Raw genomic sequence first — 17,245 nt, 5'->3', positions numbered from 1 at the left:
GCATGGACGCGCTCTGGTCCGAGGCGATCGATGCCGATCCCCCGCAGGATCCCATGATGACGTTGCCTGGGAAGCGGTATACTGCGCGGCGACAGTGCAGCACTATCGAAAGGATCAGGCGGGAAAAGACGATCTCGTCAGCTTTGCCGGCTTCACGCCCCCGAGAGGATGACCCACCGTGGAAACATCGTTTGCTCCCTCCAAGATTCAAACGAAACAAATCAAACACCCCCGGGCCTGGGATGGAAAGGACCTGACCAAGGACGAAGTCGCCTTCGATCTCGGGTCCAGACACCTGGAGGCCTTCGACCGCGTGATCCAGGAAGCCCGGAGACGCAGCATCACGCTCGAGAACGCTTCCAACGAGGATTTTCAGCTCGAGGACATCCAGGACGATGTGCAGCTCATCGCCGACAGGATCCTGAATGGCCGCGGCGTGGTCATCGTTCGCGGATGGCCGATGGATCGTTATACGGAAGCGGAGATCGCTCTCCTTTACTGGGCATTGGGCAAGCAATGGGGAGAGCCCATCGTTCAGAGCTGGAAAGGGGATCGTCTCGGCTATCTGACCGATGTTCCCCATCTGGTACCGGGGACGCGGGGCAAAGGTTTCACCTCCGAGAACGCGCTGACGCTCCATACAGATTACGGTGGCATCATGGGGCTGATGGCCATCCGGCGGGCCAAATCGGGGGGACTGAGCGGCCTGGTCAGCGGAATAGAGATTCATAACCGCATCGCCGCCACGCATCCCGAATATCTGGCGCCCCTGTACGAGGGCTATTCTATTTACTGGACGGGCAACGAGAAGAAGGGCGAGCGTCCAATCAACCTCGACTACCGCGTGCCCCTTTTCAGCGAGCTCGACGGGCAGGTCAGCGTTTCTTTCATGAACAAAAGGGTCGTCGAGCAGGCGGCCGCGGAGCGGAACGAGCCGCTCACGGAGCTGCAGCGCGAGGCGCTCGAATACTTTCATGCCGTCGGGGATGAACTGAAATTCACCTTCATGCTGGAAGCGGGCGAGGCGTTGTTCGTCAACAACTACGTCATTCTGCACGACCGCGCTCCCTTCGAGGACTGGCCGGAACCGGAACGCCGCCGTTTTCTCCTGCGGATGTGGCTGAGGACTTCCCAGGAAAAGCAGCCGGTCCATTCCAGCGTCCGTCGGTTTTACGACACAATGGCTGGAAATTTCTCCCCGCCGCCGGCGAAAGTGATTTAATGGCAATTGGCCTCCTTGCCTGCAACCCTTCACGCGGGAAATCGACATGTCCAACAGCCTTGCAAGGTACACTGGCCATCCCGGGGCCTGGAGAGCCTCGGACCTGACGAAAGAAAAAATCTCCTTCGATCTCGGGCCCCGGCACCTGAGAGCGTTCGAAAAGATCATGGATGAGGCGCGGAAACGCAACCTCACGCTCCGGACCGCTTCCGAGAGCGATTTTCCCCTCGCCGAGATTCACGACGATATCCGCCGGATCGCCGACGAAGTTCTCCACAAGCGCGGCGTCATCGTCATCCGCGGCTGGCCGGTCGAGACCTATACGCCGGAGGAAATCGGGTTGTTGTTCTGGGTCGTGGGCAAGCAGCTCGGAGTGCCAATTGAGCAGAGCCATCACGGCGACCGGCTGAACCAGGTCATCGATCGCGGGGGCGGGCGGGCCTACAACTCCAATATTCCTCTGGACATGCACAGCGACTTCGGCGCGCTGGTCGGCCTTCTGGCGATCCGCAAGGCCAGGCTGGGCGGCCACAGCGGAATAGCGAGCGCCCTCGCCATTCATGACAAGATCGTCGAGACCCATCCCGAATATCTCGCCCCGCTCTATGCCGGTTACTACGTCCACTGGCAGGGAGAGGAGGCGAAGGGCGAGCGGTCGCTGATAACCGATTACCGTGTTCCGGTCTTCAGCGAAGTCGAGGGCCAGCTCAGCGTCTTCATGGTCAAGCCGTTCGTCGAGCAGGCCGCGAGGAACAAGGAAATGACCCAGCTTCAGCGGGACGCGCTCGACTATTTCCAGCAAGTCGCCGACAGCGACGAGTTCGCCTACAAGTTCGTGCTGGAACCAGGAGAAGCCTCGTTGATGAGCAACTACACGGTCCTTCATTCGCGCTCCACCTTCGAGGATTGGCCCGAAGTCGAGCGGCGCCGGCTCCTCCTGCGGCTCTGGCTCAAGCTGCATCCCGGGGACCGCCGTCCGCTCCATCCCGATTTGCAACGCTTGCAGACCCATGACGGGTTCTACGTGTCGGCCAAGAACGGCGAAGCGCCGCAGGTATCGGCCGCGTGACGGAACCTCTACCTGGAAGGCGTCGATGATCGACCTGGCAATCGTCGGACTTGGGCGGTGGGGCACCTTCCTCGTGGATGCCGTGCAGGGCGTCAGCCGCAAAGTCCGTTTTGCCGCCGCGGTCAGCCGTACTCCCGGACGCATCGAACAGGCGGCCGCCTCGCGGGGAATCAAGGTCCTCGCCTCGCTGGAAGAAGCGCTGACCCAACCGACGATCGCGGGCATCGTCCTCGCCACGCCCCATTCCCTCCATGCCGCGCAGATCGAGGCCTGCGTCCGCGCGGGGCGCCCCGTCTTCGTCGAAAAGCCGTTCACGCTCACCTCCTCCAGCGCGGTGCAGGTCTCCGCTGCCGCATCGGCGGCGGGAGTCGTGGTGGCCGCGGGGTTCAACCGTCGGTTTCTTCCCGCGATGCGCAAACTGAAGAGCGTCGTCGGAGAGGGCGGCCTGGGCACCCTTCGTCACATCGAATGCAACTTCACCGCGAACCTCATCGGGCGATTTCTCCCAGGGCAATGGCGCTTGACAGCGGAGGAGAATCCGGCGGGCGGCTTCGCCGGGGGTGGCATTCATATGATCGACGCGATTATCCATCTCGGCGGTCCCGTCACCGGCGTGTTCGCGGTGGGCTCCCCGCGCATCCCGGCCCTGGGGCCTCTTGAGGACACCGTCTCCGCCCTCCTCACCCTGGCCTCCGGCGCCACGGCCTCGGTGACGACGATGATGGCCACGGCGCCGAGCTTTCGCCTTCAGGTATTCGGGACCCAGGGTTCCGCGGAGATCCGTGGCCCTGACACGCTCGAGATCGTCGACCTCGCAGGCAAAGGCGGTCCCCTCTCCTTTGAGGCTGTCTCCACGGAGCGCGCCGAGATCGAGGCTTTTGCCGACGCCATCTCCGGAGAGGCCCCGTATCCCATTCCCATGGACGAGGTGCTCAACGGCGTGGCGGCTTTCGAGGCCATTGGCCGATCCCTCTCCACGGGCGGCCCTGTTTCCATTGCTGAGGGTGGGCGCCTTGAAATTCAAGTGAATCGTCGACACGACCACTACCTGCTCACACCGGGGCCCCTCACGGTCCCGACGGAGATCCGTGAGACGATGCTGCTCGACCGGAACCCCTACGCGGGGGACTTCGTCGGCATGACCGCCGCGATCCGCCGCTATCTGCTCGAGATCGCCAACGGCACGGAGACGCATGCCTGCGTTCCCCTGCAAGGCAGCGCCAGCTACGCCATCGAAGCGGCCATGCAGACCCTGGTGCCGCGTACCGGCACGATCCTGATCGTGCAGAATGGCTTCTACGGAAGCCGGCTCAGGGAAATCGCCGAGGGCATTCGCCTCAAGGTCACGACCCTCGACCTTCCGATGCTGCCGCTACCAACGCGCGACGATCTCGAGAGAGCCCTCGACGCCGACCCCTCCATCACGCACATCGCCATGTGCCACGCGGAGACCGGCACCGGCGTGCTCAATCCGGTCGAGATGGTAGCGGAAGTGGCCCGGTGCAGGGGCAAGCGCCTCATCATCGATGCCGTCGCTTCCTTCGGCGGCTTTCCCATCGACGTGGCCACGCTCGATCTCGAGGCGCTCATCATCTCTCCCAACAAGTGCCTGGAGAGCGTCCCGGGCATCGGCCTCGTCCTCGTCGACAAAGGCGCCCTGGCCGCCTCGGCGGGCAGGTCCATGTCGCCTTCGCTCGATCTCCATGCCCAGTGGAGCACGATGGAAAAGAGCGGCACCTGGCGCTGGACGCCCCCAACCCACGTCGTCGCGGCCCTGGCCAGGGCCTGCGAACGACACCGGCGGGAAGGCGGCGTGGCCGCCCGCGGGGCACGTTACCGGCGCAATTGGCGCATCCTGATCGACGGCTTCCGCCAGTGGGGATTCCGGACCTTGATCCCCGACGAGGTGGCCATCCCCATCATCGCGACCTTCCATGTTCCCGAGCCGTTCGCGCATGACTTCCGGCCCTTCTACGAAGCGCTGGAGCGGCGCGGGATCACCATCTTCCCGGGACGGCTGACCGCCGCCGGGACGTTCCGCATCGGTGTCATGGGCGATCTGGTCGAATCGGACATCCGCATGATCATGAACGTCATCCGCGAAGTCCTCGGCGAGATCGATTCGCGCTACAAGGACCTGCCGCGGCTCAGCTAGGACGTATTGCCGCCACGATGGCGTCCGCGAGCGCATTTGCCGACGCGGGGGCCATGTGGAGATACAGCGCGGGATCGATGACCTCAATCTCCATCAGGACAAACTGGCCACCGCGCAGGATGCCGTCGATCCGCGCGTAAACGGGACGACCAGGGACATGCCGCAAGACCTCCTCCGCGGCCGCCACATGCTCCTTCTCGGGGACGACGGACACCGGAGCGAGCGGGCGGTAACGCCCGTTCACCCGAAAATCGTCGGGGTTGGGACGCTTCCTCACGCCATGGGCGAAATATCCGTCGATGAACACGAGTGACAATTCGCCTTCGCGGATTTCCGGCATGAATTCCTGGAGCAAGAGATCGTTCCGACCCGTTTCGGCGCGCAGGGCCTCGGCCTGCGCAGCCACCTGGTGGCGCTCGACGAGGGTCACGCCCACGCCGCTCTCCCCGATGCAGGGCTTCAAGACGAGCCGATCTCCAGGAATTTCGGACGCCGTGGTTTCTATATCTGGATCTTGATCGAAGATGCGCGTGACCGGGCAGGGTACTCCGTGGGCGATGAGGTCCAGCAAGTACCGCTTGTTCGAGTTCCACAGCAGCAGGTCGATTTCATTGATCACGGGAATCGCCTCGTCCCGCAAGCCGTGGAGCCATCGGAAGAATTTCTCACTCTGTTCCGTGTAGTCCCATACGGAGCGGACCACCACGCCCGCCGCGTGGCCTCTTGCTTCCTCCTGCGGTTCGATCTGGTCCCAGGGACGCAAGACGGTTTCCACGCCCCGATGTTCCAGGGCCTGCTTGAGCGCCAGATCGCATCCGATTGCCTCGGGAGGGATCTTTGCGCAGGTCGCCAGTAGGAGCTTCACGGCACACCCTGCTTCTGGTCGACGGCGGCAACCACGCCCGCCTCGCTTCCAGCGTGTCGCTCAAGAAGCACGGCGTCATAGACGGCACCGGCATGGATGAGCGGGGTGACGTGCCAGGACCCGGAAAGCTCCTTCTCGAACGGATAGTTGCAGAGCGATTTGATGCCGTTGCCGTAGCGAAGGATGATCTTCGCCTGCCCGTGCATCTGGCCGCCTAGTTGCCGAAGAACGGTGGCCTTCTCCTTGACCAGCGCGGCGATGATGAAATGGCTCGCCTGTCTGACCCAAGGGATCGTTTCGAGCGGACGGCAGCTACACCGGATCCGCTCCGCCAGACCCTGATGCATGACAAGCTTCTTCGCGAGGCGGGTCGCTTCAGGATCGATATCGTGACACAGCAACTCCGCCTCACTTTCCCGGGCGAAGAGCAGGGCCGTGACGGGCAGCGCCCCGGCCCCTATGAAGACAATCCTCGATTTTGGGCCTATCCCGGAGGCCGCCAACTCCGCCCGGAACGACTTTCGAAACTCCGTGTAAGTCGCATCCAGATAGGCTTCCAAAGGCAAGGTTCCCTCTGTCGGTCTCTGGCAAAGGTGGCGGGAATGGCCCTTTTCCAGGTCGCAGAGAGCGCGATCCAGGACATCGCGAAGCATCGTGGCCTCGTGGAGAAGCTTGAGATCGCCTTCCCAGCGCCGCCAGCACGAGGCGTTCTCCGCATCCATGACGAACTGGCGAACGGAGCCCAGCTTCTTTTCCAAGGGATCGAAATTGCCGCAACGGCCGGCTTCCTGGCGAAGCTCTTCAAGCTCGGAGCTCAGGGCGCGTAATTCAGTCAAGAATAAATGCTTGTTTGATTGCATGAACCTTCTCGCCTGAAACCGTGCTGGGGAGATGTGTCGGAGGTTGGGCATCAACGATGTGGTCTACGACTGGGGCCGCCTCGGCGCCCATGGGCGTTGACCGTGGGGGTCCGGATTAGCTTTGGGGGCGGCTCTTCTGGAGCGAGGGCGTTTTGCTCATTTCGCTCGGCGCAGCTTGGGTCGAGGCGGCGGCAGCGGTGAGGGGACATCGCCCCCTGCATAACGTGCACGGTGCGTTCGGTCATGCTCCTGCTGCAGGTGGAACGCCCGGTAGGCTTCGAAGTCGCCGCTCGATCGCAGCGAGCGGAGGCGCAGCGCCGGCGCGGCGCGCGCCCTCCGGTCCCGGGGAGGTGATCGCGCTTACGGATGGCTCGGCCGGGGAGCCCGGGGTCGCGCCCCCGCCGCTGGACCCCTGTCTCTGTCGAGGAGACACCTGGTCCTCCCGGGGCGACAGTTCGCTCGAGACGACGGGCTCGCGAACGGGTCGGAAGAAGCGTGTCTCCCGCCCATGCGCGTCGACGATCCGCGGGGGCGAGCGCCGCACCGACCCGGCACGTGCGTTGCTGAAGGCTGAAGGCTGAAGGCTGAAGGCTGAAGGCTGAAGGCTGAAGAGCTGCAGAGCTGAAGAGCTGAAGAGCGAAGCGTCGCTGACGAGGCCCGCTGAACGCCCTCCGACGACCGAGGGCGCGAGCGCGCGCCAGAGCAAGCGATGCATGTCCCCTTCGCGCGCCACTGCGGCGGGCGAAGCGAAAAGGAGGGTAGCGGAATGAGGATTGAACCGATGACCCAAAAGCATGTTCGTCGACGGCGCTGGCTGTGTCCCTTGCTGGCGCTGCCGCTGGCCGCCTGCGCGGCCGACCCCGGCGAGACGGGCGACTTCGATGAGACGGCCCAGGTCGCATTGCCGATCGTCGATCCGACGCCGGCGGGGCCCGGCGATCTGCTCGCGATGGTGAAGGTGTCGACCTCGCAGGGGAGCTGCTCGGGCATGGTCATCGCTGCGGACACGGTCCTCACCGCCGCGCATTGCTTCTGCGAGGAGGGCTACGTCGGCGACAACGCCTGCTCCACGGACGCGACGGTGACCTTTCGCCCCGACCCGGCCACGCCGGGCGCGCGCCCGCGCGTGCTGAGCGGCGTGGCCGAGATCCAGCCGGACTACAATCCCTCCTGGACCGAGAGGCAGATCGAGCATGACGTCGCGGTCATCAAGCTGAATGGCGTCGCGCCGGCGCACGTGAAGCCCTTCGTCGTGGCCAACGATTACCCCGCCGAGGGATCGCGCGTCACGATCGCCGGCTTCGGGCGCACGGGCGCCGACTGCAGCACCCCCTTCGGCACGCTGAACTTCGACGCCGCCGTGGTCGGCGGGTACGAGGACGGCCACGACATCCTGCGCTTCAACGACCAGGCCTTTTGCAGCGGCGACTCGGGCGGGGCCGTCTTGAACGTCGAGGCGAGCCGGCTCTACGCCGTCCACTCGATGCACACGTGGACGGTGAGCCATGGCTGGGTCAGCAAGGGGGTCACGACGGGCTCCGAGTTCGACTGGATCAAGTCGCACATGTGCCCGTCGTCATCCTCGAACCAGTGCAGCGGCCGCGGCGACACGTGCGACTGCTCGGCCAGCACCAACCTGCTGTGGCGGCACACCAATGGCCAGGTCGCCATCTGGTTCATGGACGGCGGCGACATCGTCGGCGAGGCCTACCCCGGCGGGCAGGATCCGAGCCTCTCCTGGAAGATCCAGGGCTCCGGAGACTTCGACGGCGACGGCCAGAGCGACGTGCTCTGGCGACACGCCAATGGTCAGATCGCCATCTGGTTCATGGATGGCGGAGCCGTCGTCGGTCAGGCCTACCCCGGCGACCAGGACCCGAGCCTCTTCTGGAAGGTGGCTGGCGTCGGGGATTTCGACGGCGATGGGCGCTCGGACGTCCTGTGGCGCGACGCCAACGGCCAGCTCGCCATCTGGTTCAAGGGCGACGCCGCCCAGGCCGCCTATCCCGGCTACAACAACCAACCCGCGCCGGTCGACAACTCGTGGAAGGTGCAGGGCATCGGCGACTTCGACGGCGATGCGCGCTCGGATATCCTGTGGCGAAACACGAACGGTCAGGTCGCCATCTGGTTCATGTCGGGCGGGACGCGGGTGGGCGAGGCCTACCCCGGCGGCCAGGACCCGAGCCTCTTCTGGAAGGTGCAGGCCATCGGCGACTTCGACGGCAACCTGCGCTCGGACATCCTGTGGCGGGACGCCAATGGCCAGCTCGCCATCTGGTTCGGCGGCGAGCAGGGCTTCGACTCGCCCTCGTACAACAACGCGCACGGGCCCGGCGACCTCGCATGGCAGGTGCAGGGCGTCGGCGACTTCGATCACGATCGCCGCGACGACATCGTCTGGCGGCACACGAACGGCCAGGTCTCCATCTGGCTGATGCACGGCGCGCACTTCGTCGGCGACCTGTACCCGCGCCAGGTCGACAGCGGCTGGGCGATCAAGGGAATGCTCCACGACGCCGGGCGGTGAGCTGTCGAGCAGGGGGCCTCGGCCGCCCGGGGCCCCTCTTACAGGTGGGCGGCGCTGACGAGATCGGCGATCTCGCCGGGCGCAAACCCCACCAGATCCGGCTCGGCCGAGAGCGCCACGCCGAACCGATCGAGCACGCCTCGCCGCACGCGCCGCGCGAGGCCGAGCAGCTCCTCCGCCGTGGCGCCGCCGCGGTTCACAAGCGCGAGCGTGTGGCGCGTCGAGATGCCCGCGGCGCCGTGGCGCGTCCCCTTCGTGAAGCCGGCGCGCTCGATCAGCCAGGCCGCGGACAGCTTCACCCGGCCGCCGTCCGCCGGATACCGCGGGATCGCCTCGCCGGGCGCGAGCACGCCCGCCGCCTCGATGCGCGTGATGACGGCCGCCGCGGCGTCGGGTGCGAGCGTCGGGTTCATGAAGAACGACCCCGCGCTCCGGCCGTTCTCGTCCGCCGGATCGAGCACCATCGACTTGCCGCGGCGGAGCGCGATCACCGTGCGGCGCACCTCGCCGAGCGGCGGCGCGGCGCCCCCCGCGGGTACGGCGAGCGCCCGCTGGAGCTCGGGGTAGCGCACCGTCGCGGCGCCCCCCGGGCGCAGCGCGAACGTGACGGCCGTGATGACGTACCGCCCGCGCCACGCGCGCTTGAACCGGCTGTCGCGGTAGCCGAAGCCGCAGTCCGCACCGGAGAGGACCACGGCCGCCCCCGTCGCGCGGTCGATCGCCCGGACCTCGACGATCGTCTCCGCGACCTCCTGGCCGTACGCGCCCACGTTCTGGATCGGCGTCGCGCCGACGTCGCCCGGGATGCCCGACAGGCACTCGATACCCGCCCAGCCTTCGGCGACCGAGCGCGCGACGAGATCGTCCCACGCCTCGCCCGCCCCCGCGCGCACGAGGGCGCGCCCGGCCTCCGCGCCGCCGTCGGTCTCCGCGCCGCCGCCGGCCTCCGCGCGCCCGCGCAGCAGCTCGATCCCGCGGACGCGCACGCGCAGCACCAGCGCGTCGACGCCCCGGTCCGCGACCAGCAGGTTCGAGCCGCCGCCCAGCACGAAGAGCGGCACGCCGCGGGCCTCGGCGAAGCGGAACGCGTCGACCACCGCGGCCTCATCGGCGGCCTCGGCGAAATAGCGCGCAGGCCCGCCCACGCCGAGCGTCGTGAGCGGGGCCAGCGGGACCGACTCGCGGACGTCGAGGCTCACGGCTTCTTCTCCGGCGCCTGCGGCCTCGCCCCGCCGCGGACAGCGCCCGGCCCCTGCGCGCCGGCGGCCTGCCGCGCGGGCGCCGCCGGCCGCGCCACCCGGATGCCCGCCATGAAGCCGCTGTCGACCGCCTGCACCCGCTCGACGAACGCCTTGTACTCGTCGATCGACACGGTCCCCGTCGGCAAGCTCAGCGCGAAGTCCTCCTCGATCGCCGCGCCGTAGCTGCCCTTGCGCGACGCCGCGAGGCCCGCGTGCTCGACGCGCACGCCCTCGGGCGCGCGCGCGACAGCGTAGCCCTCGGGCAGCTCGATCCTGCGGCGCACGTGGTACTGGAGCGCGGTCTCGATCGCGAGCGCGCTCTTGCGGGCCCCCCGCGAGGCGTACGAGGCGCCGAGCGTGCTCGTGTACGCGCGCGGGAACACGAGGTGCACCGGCTCGAGCCCCGGCAGCGTCCACGCCGCGGCGTCCTTGCCCGCCGGCTGCGCGAAGCCGTGGATCGTCACGGCGGCGCGGAGCGCGACCTCCCACGAGCCCTCCGTCGAGGAGACGACAACGTCCTCGACGTCGGCCCACGGGAGCCAGCCGAGCACGACGCCCCGGAGCATCTCGCGCCGCGCGGTGCCGACCACGGTCTCGAACGCCTCCGAGAGCGCCTGCGCCGCGCGGCCGTGCAGGAGGATCGTGAACGTTCCCGTGGCGTTCCCCTGCGCGTCGACCGTCAGGCGCAGGTCGACCTCGTCGCCGGTCTCGCCGCTCGTCCCGGCCACGGTGACGAGCTCGCCGCTCGGCAGCATGGCGGCGCGGCCGCGCAGCTCGGGGCTGATGCGGCCGGGGGGCAGCGGCGGGCCCTCGACGTCGGCGTCGATCCACACGTCGCCGCCCGGAAGGCGGGCGATCACGAGCGGGTGGCGGAAGCGGCCCGCGTGCGGCGGGAAGTCCGCCGACGAGCTGAACGGCTCGGTCTCGGCGATCGCGAGATCGGCGCGCACGCCGAGCTCGCGCAGCGCGCGGTAGACGACCCACGACCGGCTGCCCTGGCCGAGCTCGATCATCGCGCGCGCCGTCGTGCGCTGCGGGCCGCCGCCGAGGAGCGCCGCCATGTCCGAGAGCTCGGCGCCGCCGGCGACCTTCACCGCCTTGCCCGCGGCCGCGACGACGCGCTCGAGCAGCGCGGGCGACGGCGTCCTGTCGGCGCCCGCGGCCTCCCGCGCCCAGCGGGTCATGGTGGGATCGCGGTCCTCGAGCGCGCGGATGTTCTCGTCGAGCGCCGCGGCCACGTGGTCCCAGGTCTGCGTCCCCAGGCTGACGCCGACGCCCATCTCCACGCGAGGCACGCCGTCCTCCATGCGCCGCGGCGGCTGATCCTTGATGCGCCAGACGCTGACCGTGGAGGCGCCCTCGGCGCGCTGCTCCGCGGCGCCGAGCAGCGGGTGCGACCAGAGCGCGAGCGGGAGCGACGTCGGGCGGCTGACCTCGATCGTCGCCTCGCGGACGCTCGTGCGCTCGGGGAGCAGGTCCCACGTGTCGATCACGAGCTGGCCGCCGTCGCCCGGCAGCGCGTAACCCTCGGTGACCTGCTCGACGTAGTCGCCCTGCTCGAGCTGAGAGAGGTCGCTCTGGTCCTGCGCGGCGTTCGAGGCCGCGTCGGGCGCGAGGATGCGGCCGTCGCGCTTGTGGATGCGGCGGCGCAGGAGGCGCGGCATGGCGCGGCCCTCGATGAGCGGGCCGTACGTGGCCGTGCCTTGGGCGACGTCCGTGGTGCCGGAGACGCGGCGGAGGTCGTACGTGACGTAGTGGACGAGCCCGTCGGGCGAGATCGTGAACCGCTCGACGTGGCGGAGCACCGCGGTCGCGGCGCCGGGGAGGAACGCCTTCTGCTGGTCCTCCAGCACGAGCTTGCGGCCCTCGGCCTCGAGCGCCGGCGCCGGATCCGGCGCGAGGCCGAGGGCGCGGGTGATGGGGCCGATCCCGGCGGGGGTGTCGCGCGCCGTCGTGCGGTCGCGGGCGAGGCGGCCCCGGACGGCGCGGGCGTCGCCGCGGCCGGCGGCGAGGCCGAGCGCCTCGAGCATCGCCCGTTGCCCCGGCGGCATCGCGTCGTAGACCGCGAGCGCGCCGCGCAGGTCGCCGCGGGCGACGCGCTCGCGGAGCTCGACGTCGCGCAGGGCGTCGGGCGCGCGGCGGAGCCGGCGCAGCCGCTTGATCTCGGCGAGGACCGCGTCGCGATCGCTCGCGCCGAGGAGCGCGCCGAGGCACGCGGCGCTCGAGCGATCGAGCCCGCCCTCGCAGGCGGCCTTCACCGCGTCGACGCCGGCGCGGCCGTGGATGCGGTCGTCGACGACGGCGAGCAGCGTCGAGCCGGGCGCCGCGGCGGCGAGCTTCGCGTAGGCGGCCTCGGTGACGTCGGTGACGTTCGCGCGGTGGGCGACCGCCGCGAGCTCCGCGAGGACCATGCGATCGGCGTCGGCGACGGCGGGCGCGCTCGGGCCGGTCGGTCCGGGGGGCGCGACCCGGACGCCGAGCTCGCGGAGGGCGTCCATGGTGCCCTCGCCCCGGCCGCCGCGGCGCTCGGCGAGCTCCGCCTTGTAGAGGCGCGCCTCCCACGACGCGGGCCACGCGGCGAGCACGCGATCGACGGCGGCGCGGGTGCGCTCGACGACCTCGGCCTCGGGCAGATCGCCCACGCGGCGGATGGCCCTCGCGTAGAGCAGGTCGAGGCGCGGCGAGCGCGCGTCGCTCTGGTGGAGGCGGCCGTCGCCGTCCGGATCGAGGAGGTGCTCGGCCGCGCGCGCGTCGCCGAGGGCCAGCAGGGCCGCGGCAGCGACCTCGATGCTCGCCGCGCCGGGGCGCTGGCCGGCGGCGCCGCTCGACGCCGCGGCCGGCGCAAGGCTCACGGCGGCGGGCCGCGACGCGGACGCGGTCGCGGCGGCGCCGGGGCGCGGCGCGCGGGCGCGGAGCGGCAGGCCGTTCTCGCCCCACGCGGTGAGCTCGATGGCGTCGCCGTCGCCCTTCTGCGCCACGCGCACGACGACGCGCAGCGTCCCCGGCTGGGCCTCGACCGTCGCGAAGCGCGTGACCTGCGCGCCGCCCGCCGCGTAGTCGCGGTGGAGGGCGGGAACGCCGCCCACCTCGAGCACGGCGGCGGACGACGAGGCGAGCGCGAGGCTCACCCGCTGCGCGATCGGGTTGTGGAGGTCGACGACCACGGCGCGCGTCCCCTGGAGGGCGCTCACCGCGTCGATGTCGATGGCGCACGCGTCGGCGCGGACGACGATGGGCGAGGCGCTCTGCGCGAACGGCGCGAGCCCCGGGTAGGCCCTCGCGAGCGGCGCGCCCGGCGCGGAGCTCACGGGGGACGGCCGGGCGAGGCCGTGGAGGGGCGCCGCGTCGAGCGGGCCGACGATGGCGGCCTCGCCCGCGCAGCCGCGGCGCGCGCCCCAGGTCGCCGCCGCGGCCTCGTCGCCGACGAAGAGGGCGATGCGGTGGAGGGCGCTCGCGAGGGCGCCGCGCACGAACGGCATCTCCGGCGCGCCGCGGCCGGAGACGTCCGCGAACGCCCAGGCGCGCTGGAGCCGGCGGGCGACCTCGGGGAGCGCCTCGCGCGAGCGGAAGGCGATGGCCGCGGCGTCGGGGTCGGGGCCGCCCGCGGTGCCGGCGCCGAAGACGAGCGCGTCGAGGGACGCGATCACGGTGGCGAGGGCGCCGCCTTCGCTCGGCGCGTCGACGGCGCGGTCGAGGGCGTCGAGGTACGGCGCGGCGGCGGCGGAGCTCGTGATCTCGGCCTCCAGCGCGGCGGAGAACGCGGACGGGAGCGGCGCGTCGGCGGGGAGCGGCGATGCGGCGCCCCGAGGGGCACACGCGGCGGGCGCGGCGGCGGCGAGCGCGAGGGTGAGCGCCAGGGCGGCGCGGCGAGCGACGAGGAGGGGGCGGCGGGCGACGAGGGGGCGCTCGGCGGGGCGAGGGCTCCCGGGGCGCTGGCCGGCGCTCGTGGGGCTGCGGGGGTGGGTGGTCACGATCGGCGTCTCCACGGCGCCGCGCGCGCGGTGCCTGTCCGCCGTTCCTTACGGGCCTGGGATTGCCGACGCAAAGGTGAACTTCGGCGGGCCACCGCGATCTCCCCGACCTCCGAGGCCAGCCTCGTGTGCTGGACCTCAGCGCCCGTCGCTTCCCGGGAGCCTCGGCGCTGCGCCCCCGGGGGCGCGCGGCGGCGCTCCGGGCGGCGCCGCGCCGTCCGCTGCCACGCGCCGCATGCAGAGCTTCAGGCCCGCGCGGAGATTTCCGACGGTCGCGATGCCCGACAGATCGAGCCCGAGGGAGACCATCGTCTGCGCCACGTTGGGCCGGATGCCCGTGATGACCCCCTCGGCGCCCAGGAGCCGGATGGCGCGGATGAGCTCGATGAGATAACTCGCTGTCTTCGTGTCGACGATCTCGACGCCGGTGAGGTCCAGGATCGCGAAGCGGGCCCGCTTGTCCACGATGGCGGCCAGGAGGTCGTCCATCACGTCGGCGGCTCTCCTGCTGTCGACGACGCCCACCATCGGGAGGGTCAGCACGCTGTCCCAGACCTCGATGATGGGCGTCGACAGATCGCGGATCACCTGTTGCTGGCGCTCGATGAGGTCGAGCCGCGCCTTCAGCTCGTCTTCCCTGACCTTCGCCTCGGTGGCGTCGAGCGTGAAGCTGACCGCGCCGTTGCGCTCCCCGCGCTCGTCGGTCAGCGGGACGAGCCACGTCTCCCAGGCCATCCCGAACGCCTCGACGCGGGTGCGGACGAACTCGCCCCGTACAGCCCTTCGCATCGGCTCCATGTCCATCGGCGCGGGGGGGGCGTCGAACACGTTCAATCCGACGAACTGGCCCGATCGGAGGCCGAGGGACTGGAGCGTCTTGCCCTCGTGAAAGGTGCAGAATCCATCCCGATCCATCCGGGTCACGGCCGCATCCACGGTGCCGAGGATGGCCCGGAGGATCATGTCGCCCTCTTTGAACTTCTCGACGGCCTCGACCTGCTCCGTGACATCCTGCCCGAAGCAGAGCACCCGAATCGGATCGCCGCCGTCGTCGAGCACGGGCGCGTACCGCCACTCGCACACGACGGCGCGCCCGTCCTTGCGGGCGTGGGTGTAGCGGCGCGGGGCGCTCTCCTGCCCGAGCGAACGCCCGAAGGTCTCGGCGTCCAGCTCGCTCACGATCGTGTCCGCGAGTCGGCGGCCCACCGCTTCGTCAGCGGTATATCCAAAGATGCGTTCTGCCTCGGCGTTCCACTCGGCGACCACGAGCTCGTCGAGGTTCCCCGCGCACTCGATCACCGCGAAAGGCGCGCTGCGGACAGCCCTCATATAACTCGCGGCGAGGCCCGGGGCTCCGGGAGCAGTCCCTGTGCTCATCATCTTTCGTCCAAGGTAAACGGGGCCGGCCGTCGGTGTCGAGGACGACCGACAGGAGTCCGGCAGGGAGGACGATTGGTGAGCTGAGCTTGTGAGATGAACTTCGTTGGGACGCAAATGCGGACTTCCGCAGGCGGGCGTGGTCCGACCGGCGGCGCCGGGCGGGTTGCTGCGAGCGGCGCGCGGGCGCGCGCAGGGACAGGGAGCGGATGTGCTTCGCCGGCGGGTGTGCAGGCGGCCCCCGCCCAACCTGGGGCCGCCCCGCGGGCTCCGGCGGGGTCGTCCCCATGTGCCGCCGCCAACCTGGGCCGCTCCGTGGGGTCGAGCCCTTCGAGGCACGCATGGGGCGGGCGGCCGCCGTCAGGTTGCGGTAGGGTGTTGGGCAGCACCACCGCACCACGCGAAGCGACGAACAGTAGAGGAATCCATGCTCACCGGGCACTGTCTTTGCGGCGCAGTCCAGTACAACTCACAGGGGCCTACCCTGTTCTCCGTCATCTGCCACTGCCGCGACTGTCAGCGCGCATCGGGCAGTGGCGGTGTCCCTGTCTTGGGCGTCCCCAAGACATCGTTCAGCTATTCTGGACCCGTGAAGCAGTCGAGCGTACGGGGCGGCAGCGGCCTGCCGGCTGTCCGCAACTTCTGTTCCGAGTGCGGCAGCCTGCTGTTTGGTACTCCTGAGTCGGCACCCGATATGGTCACCATCTACGTGGGCAGCTTGGACGATTCCGCGTCCTTTTCCCCGACGGACGCCCTGTTCACCGGCCAGCGTCCGCCATGGGCCAAGCTGGCAGCGCAGCTCGTCGAGCACGCAGCATTTCCTGAACGATGAGCTGCGGTCTTCCAGCGTCGCCCGACCCTTCGTTGCGCCCGATTCGCGGAAGCCGCCTCTGATCCAGCCAGCGCGACGACACGCGCGCGGCTCGCGTCGCCCTCCGACAGCGAGGCCCAGCCGAGCAGATCGCCGTCTGGCCAGGCACCTGCTGGGCCCGGCGGTGGTACGCTTCGGCTCGATGAGCGCTCCTGCGAACCCCGCACGCCTCCGCCTCCATCACGCTGCCTCGTCGTACTACTCCATGATTGCGCGCCTCGCGCTGGTCGAGCGCGGCGTCCCCTTCGAATCGGTGAGCGTCGACATCCACCGCAGGGCGCAGCAGCTCGCGCCGGACTACGCGCGCCTCAACCCGAACCTGACCGTGCCGACGCTGCAGGTCGACGGCCGCGTGCTCTCGCAGAGCCGCGACATCCTCCTGTTCGCGTTCGGCACGACCGAGGCCGCGCTCGACGACGCGACGCGGGGCTGGCTCGACCGCCACTACGCCTTCCCCATCGAGGAGCTCACGTTCGGGTGGCTGCTCTCGTGGAACCCGCTCGCGCGACCGGCCGTGCGAAGGACGCTCGTGGCAACGGAGAAGCGCCTGCGCCAGCTCGCGACCGAGCACGCGGACCTCGCGGACGTCTACGCGCGGCGCGCCGATGTGTTCGCCGGGCGCATCAAGACGTTCGACCCAGGGAGCGTGGTGGCGATGTTCGGCGAGCGCAAGCGCGCGGCGTTCGAGCTCCTGGACGCGCTCGATGATGCGCTCGCGGATGGACGCGAGTCGCTCCTCCCCGGTGGTCATGGGCCCGCGGACGTGGTGTGGACCGTGTTCCTCGCGCGGATGGGCTTCGTGCGCCTCGACGTCGAGATCGCCAGGCGAGCACGCCTCGCCCGGTATGCGAAGGCCGTCAAGGCGCGGCCGAGCTTTCGCGAGGCGGACGTCTGGGACCGGTTGAGCCCGCTGAAGCTGATCAAACAGGTGCTCTGACGCCGCTCGCGCGCCGGTATCCGACGTTGCTGCCGGCGATGTGCATGGCACAATGCGTTTTGGCGCCGAGCAGGCCGCTGCCGACCGGCCGTGCGGGCAGTCGGGGCCCAGCACTGCTCGCAGTGCCTCCGCGCGTCGGGTGATCGC

Annotated in this window: 11 protein-coding genes; 6 read left to right on the top strand and 5 right to left on the bottom strand. The window is 69.7% G+C overall.

Going from position 1 to position 17,245, the window contains the following annotated elements:
• Positions 1–178: 178 nt before the first annotated feature.
• Genes WMF29_RS41645 through WMF29_RS41635 form a run of 3 tightly spaced genes read left to right on the top strand, consistent with a single transcriptional unit; the run spans position 179 to position 4,446 of the window.
• Positions 179–1,222 carry a TauD/TfdA family dioxygenase gene (locus tag WMF29_RS41645; protein ID WP_437325632.1) on the top strand — a complete coding sequence of 348 codons (1,044 nt, stop codon included), beginning with the start codon at positions 179–181 and terminating at the stop codon, positions 1,220–1,222.
• Positions 1,223–1,268: 46 nt separating this feature from the next.
• Positions 1,269–2,291 (top strand): TauD/TfdA family dioxygenase, encoded by a 1,023-nt coding sequence (locus WMF29_RS41640; protein ID WP_437325631.1) that lies wholly within the window; start codon positions 1,269–1,271, stop codon positions 2,289–2,291.
• Positions 2,292–2,316: 25 nt separating this feature from the next.
• Positions 2,317–4,446 (top strand): 2-aminoethylphosphonate--pyruvate transaminase, encoded by a 2,130-nt coding sequence (locus WMF29_RS41635; protein WP_437325630.1) that lies wholly within the window; start codon positions 2,317–2,319, stop codon positions 4,444–4,446.
• On the opposite strand, the gene WMF29_RS41630 is transcribed toward WMF29_RS41635, so the two are convergent.
• A complete protein-coding gene (locus WMF29_RS41630; protein WP_437325629.1) occupies positions 4,439–5,311 on the bottom strand; it encodes an ATP-grasp domain-containing protein in 873 nt (290 codons plus the stop codon). The genes WMF29_RS41635 and WMF29_RS41630 overlap by 8 nt on opposite strands.
• Positions 5,308–6,171: a nicotianamine synthase family protein gene (locus tag WMF29_RS41625; RefSeq protein ID WP_437325628.1), complete on the bottom strand. Its 864-nt coding sequence runs from the start codon at positions 6,169–6,171 to the stop codon at positions 5,308–5,310. Before WMF29_RS41625 ends, WMF29_RS41630 begins: the two co-directional genes overlap by 4 nt.
• A 781-nt stretch (positions 6,172–6,952) precedes the next feature.
• On the opposite strand from WMF29_RS41625, the gene WMF29_RS41620 reads away from it, so the two are divergent.
• On the top strand, positions 6,953–8,701 hold the full coding sequence (locus WMF29_RS41620) for a trypsin-like serine protease (protein ID WP_437325627.1): 1,749 nt from the start codon (positions 6,953–6,955) through the stop codon (positions 8,699–8,701).
• Positions 8,702–8,739: 38 nt separating this feature from the next.
• Here WMF29_RS41620 and WMF29_RS41615 read toward each other — a convergent pair whose 3' ends face one another.
• The 3 genes from WMF29_RS41615 to WMF29_RS41605 form a co-directional block, all read right to left on the bottom strand.
• Positions 8,740–9,900 carry a UDP-N-acetylmuramate dehydrogenase gene (locus tag WMF29_RS41615; RefSeq protein WP_437325626.1) on the bottom strand — a complete coding sequence of 387 codons (1,161 nt, stop codon included), beginning with the start codon at positions 9,898–9,900 and terminating at the stop codon, positions 8,740–8,742.
• Positions 9,897–13,913: a hypothetical protein gene (locus tag WMF29_RS41610; RefSeq protein ID WP_437325625.1), complete on the bottom strand. Its 4,017-nt coding sequence runs from the start codon at positions 13,911–13,913 to the stop codon at positions 9,897–9,899. Before WMF29_RS41610 ends, WMF29_RS41615 begins: the two co-directional genes overlap by 4 nt.
• Before the next feature lie 138 nt (positions 13,914–14,051).
• On the bottom strand, positions 14,052–15,242 hold the full coding sequence (locus tag WMF29_RS41605; RefSeq protein ID WP_437325624.1) for a PAS domain S-box protein: 1,191 nt from the start codon (positions 15,240–15,242) through the stop codon (positions 14,052–14,054).
• Between the two features lie 475 nt (positions 15,243–15,717).
• Here WMF29_RS41605 and WMF29_RS41600 point away from each other — a divergent pair, with 475 nt between their 5' ends.
• Together WMF29_RS41600 and WMF29_RS41595 are read left to right on the top strand one after the other, a co-directional pair.
• On the top strand, positions 15,718–16,122 hold the full coding sequence (locus tag WMF29_RS41600) for a GFA family protein (protein WP_437325623.1): 405 nt from the start codon (positions 15,718–15,720) through the stop codon (positions 16,120–16,122).
• 181 nt (positions 16,123–16,303) lie between these two features.
• Entirely contained in the window at positions 16,304–17,098 is a 795-nt protein-coding gene (locus WMF29_RS41595; protein ID WP_437325622.1) for a glutathione S-transferase family protein, read from the top strand.
• Positions 17,099–17,245 lie beyond the last annotated feature (147 nt).

It is taken from the genome of Sorangium sp. So ce381 (genome assembly GCF_051473845.1).
GTDB lineage: Bacteria > Myxococcota_A > Polyangia > Polyangiales > Polyangiaceae > Sorangium > Sorangium atrum.
This window is presented reverse-complemented; position numbering and strand designations above follow the sequence as displayed.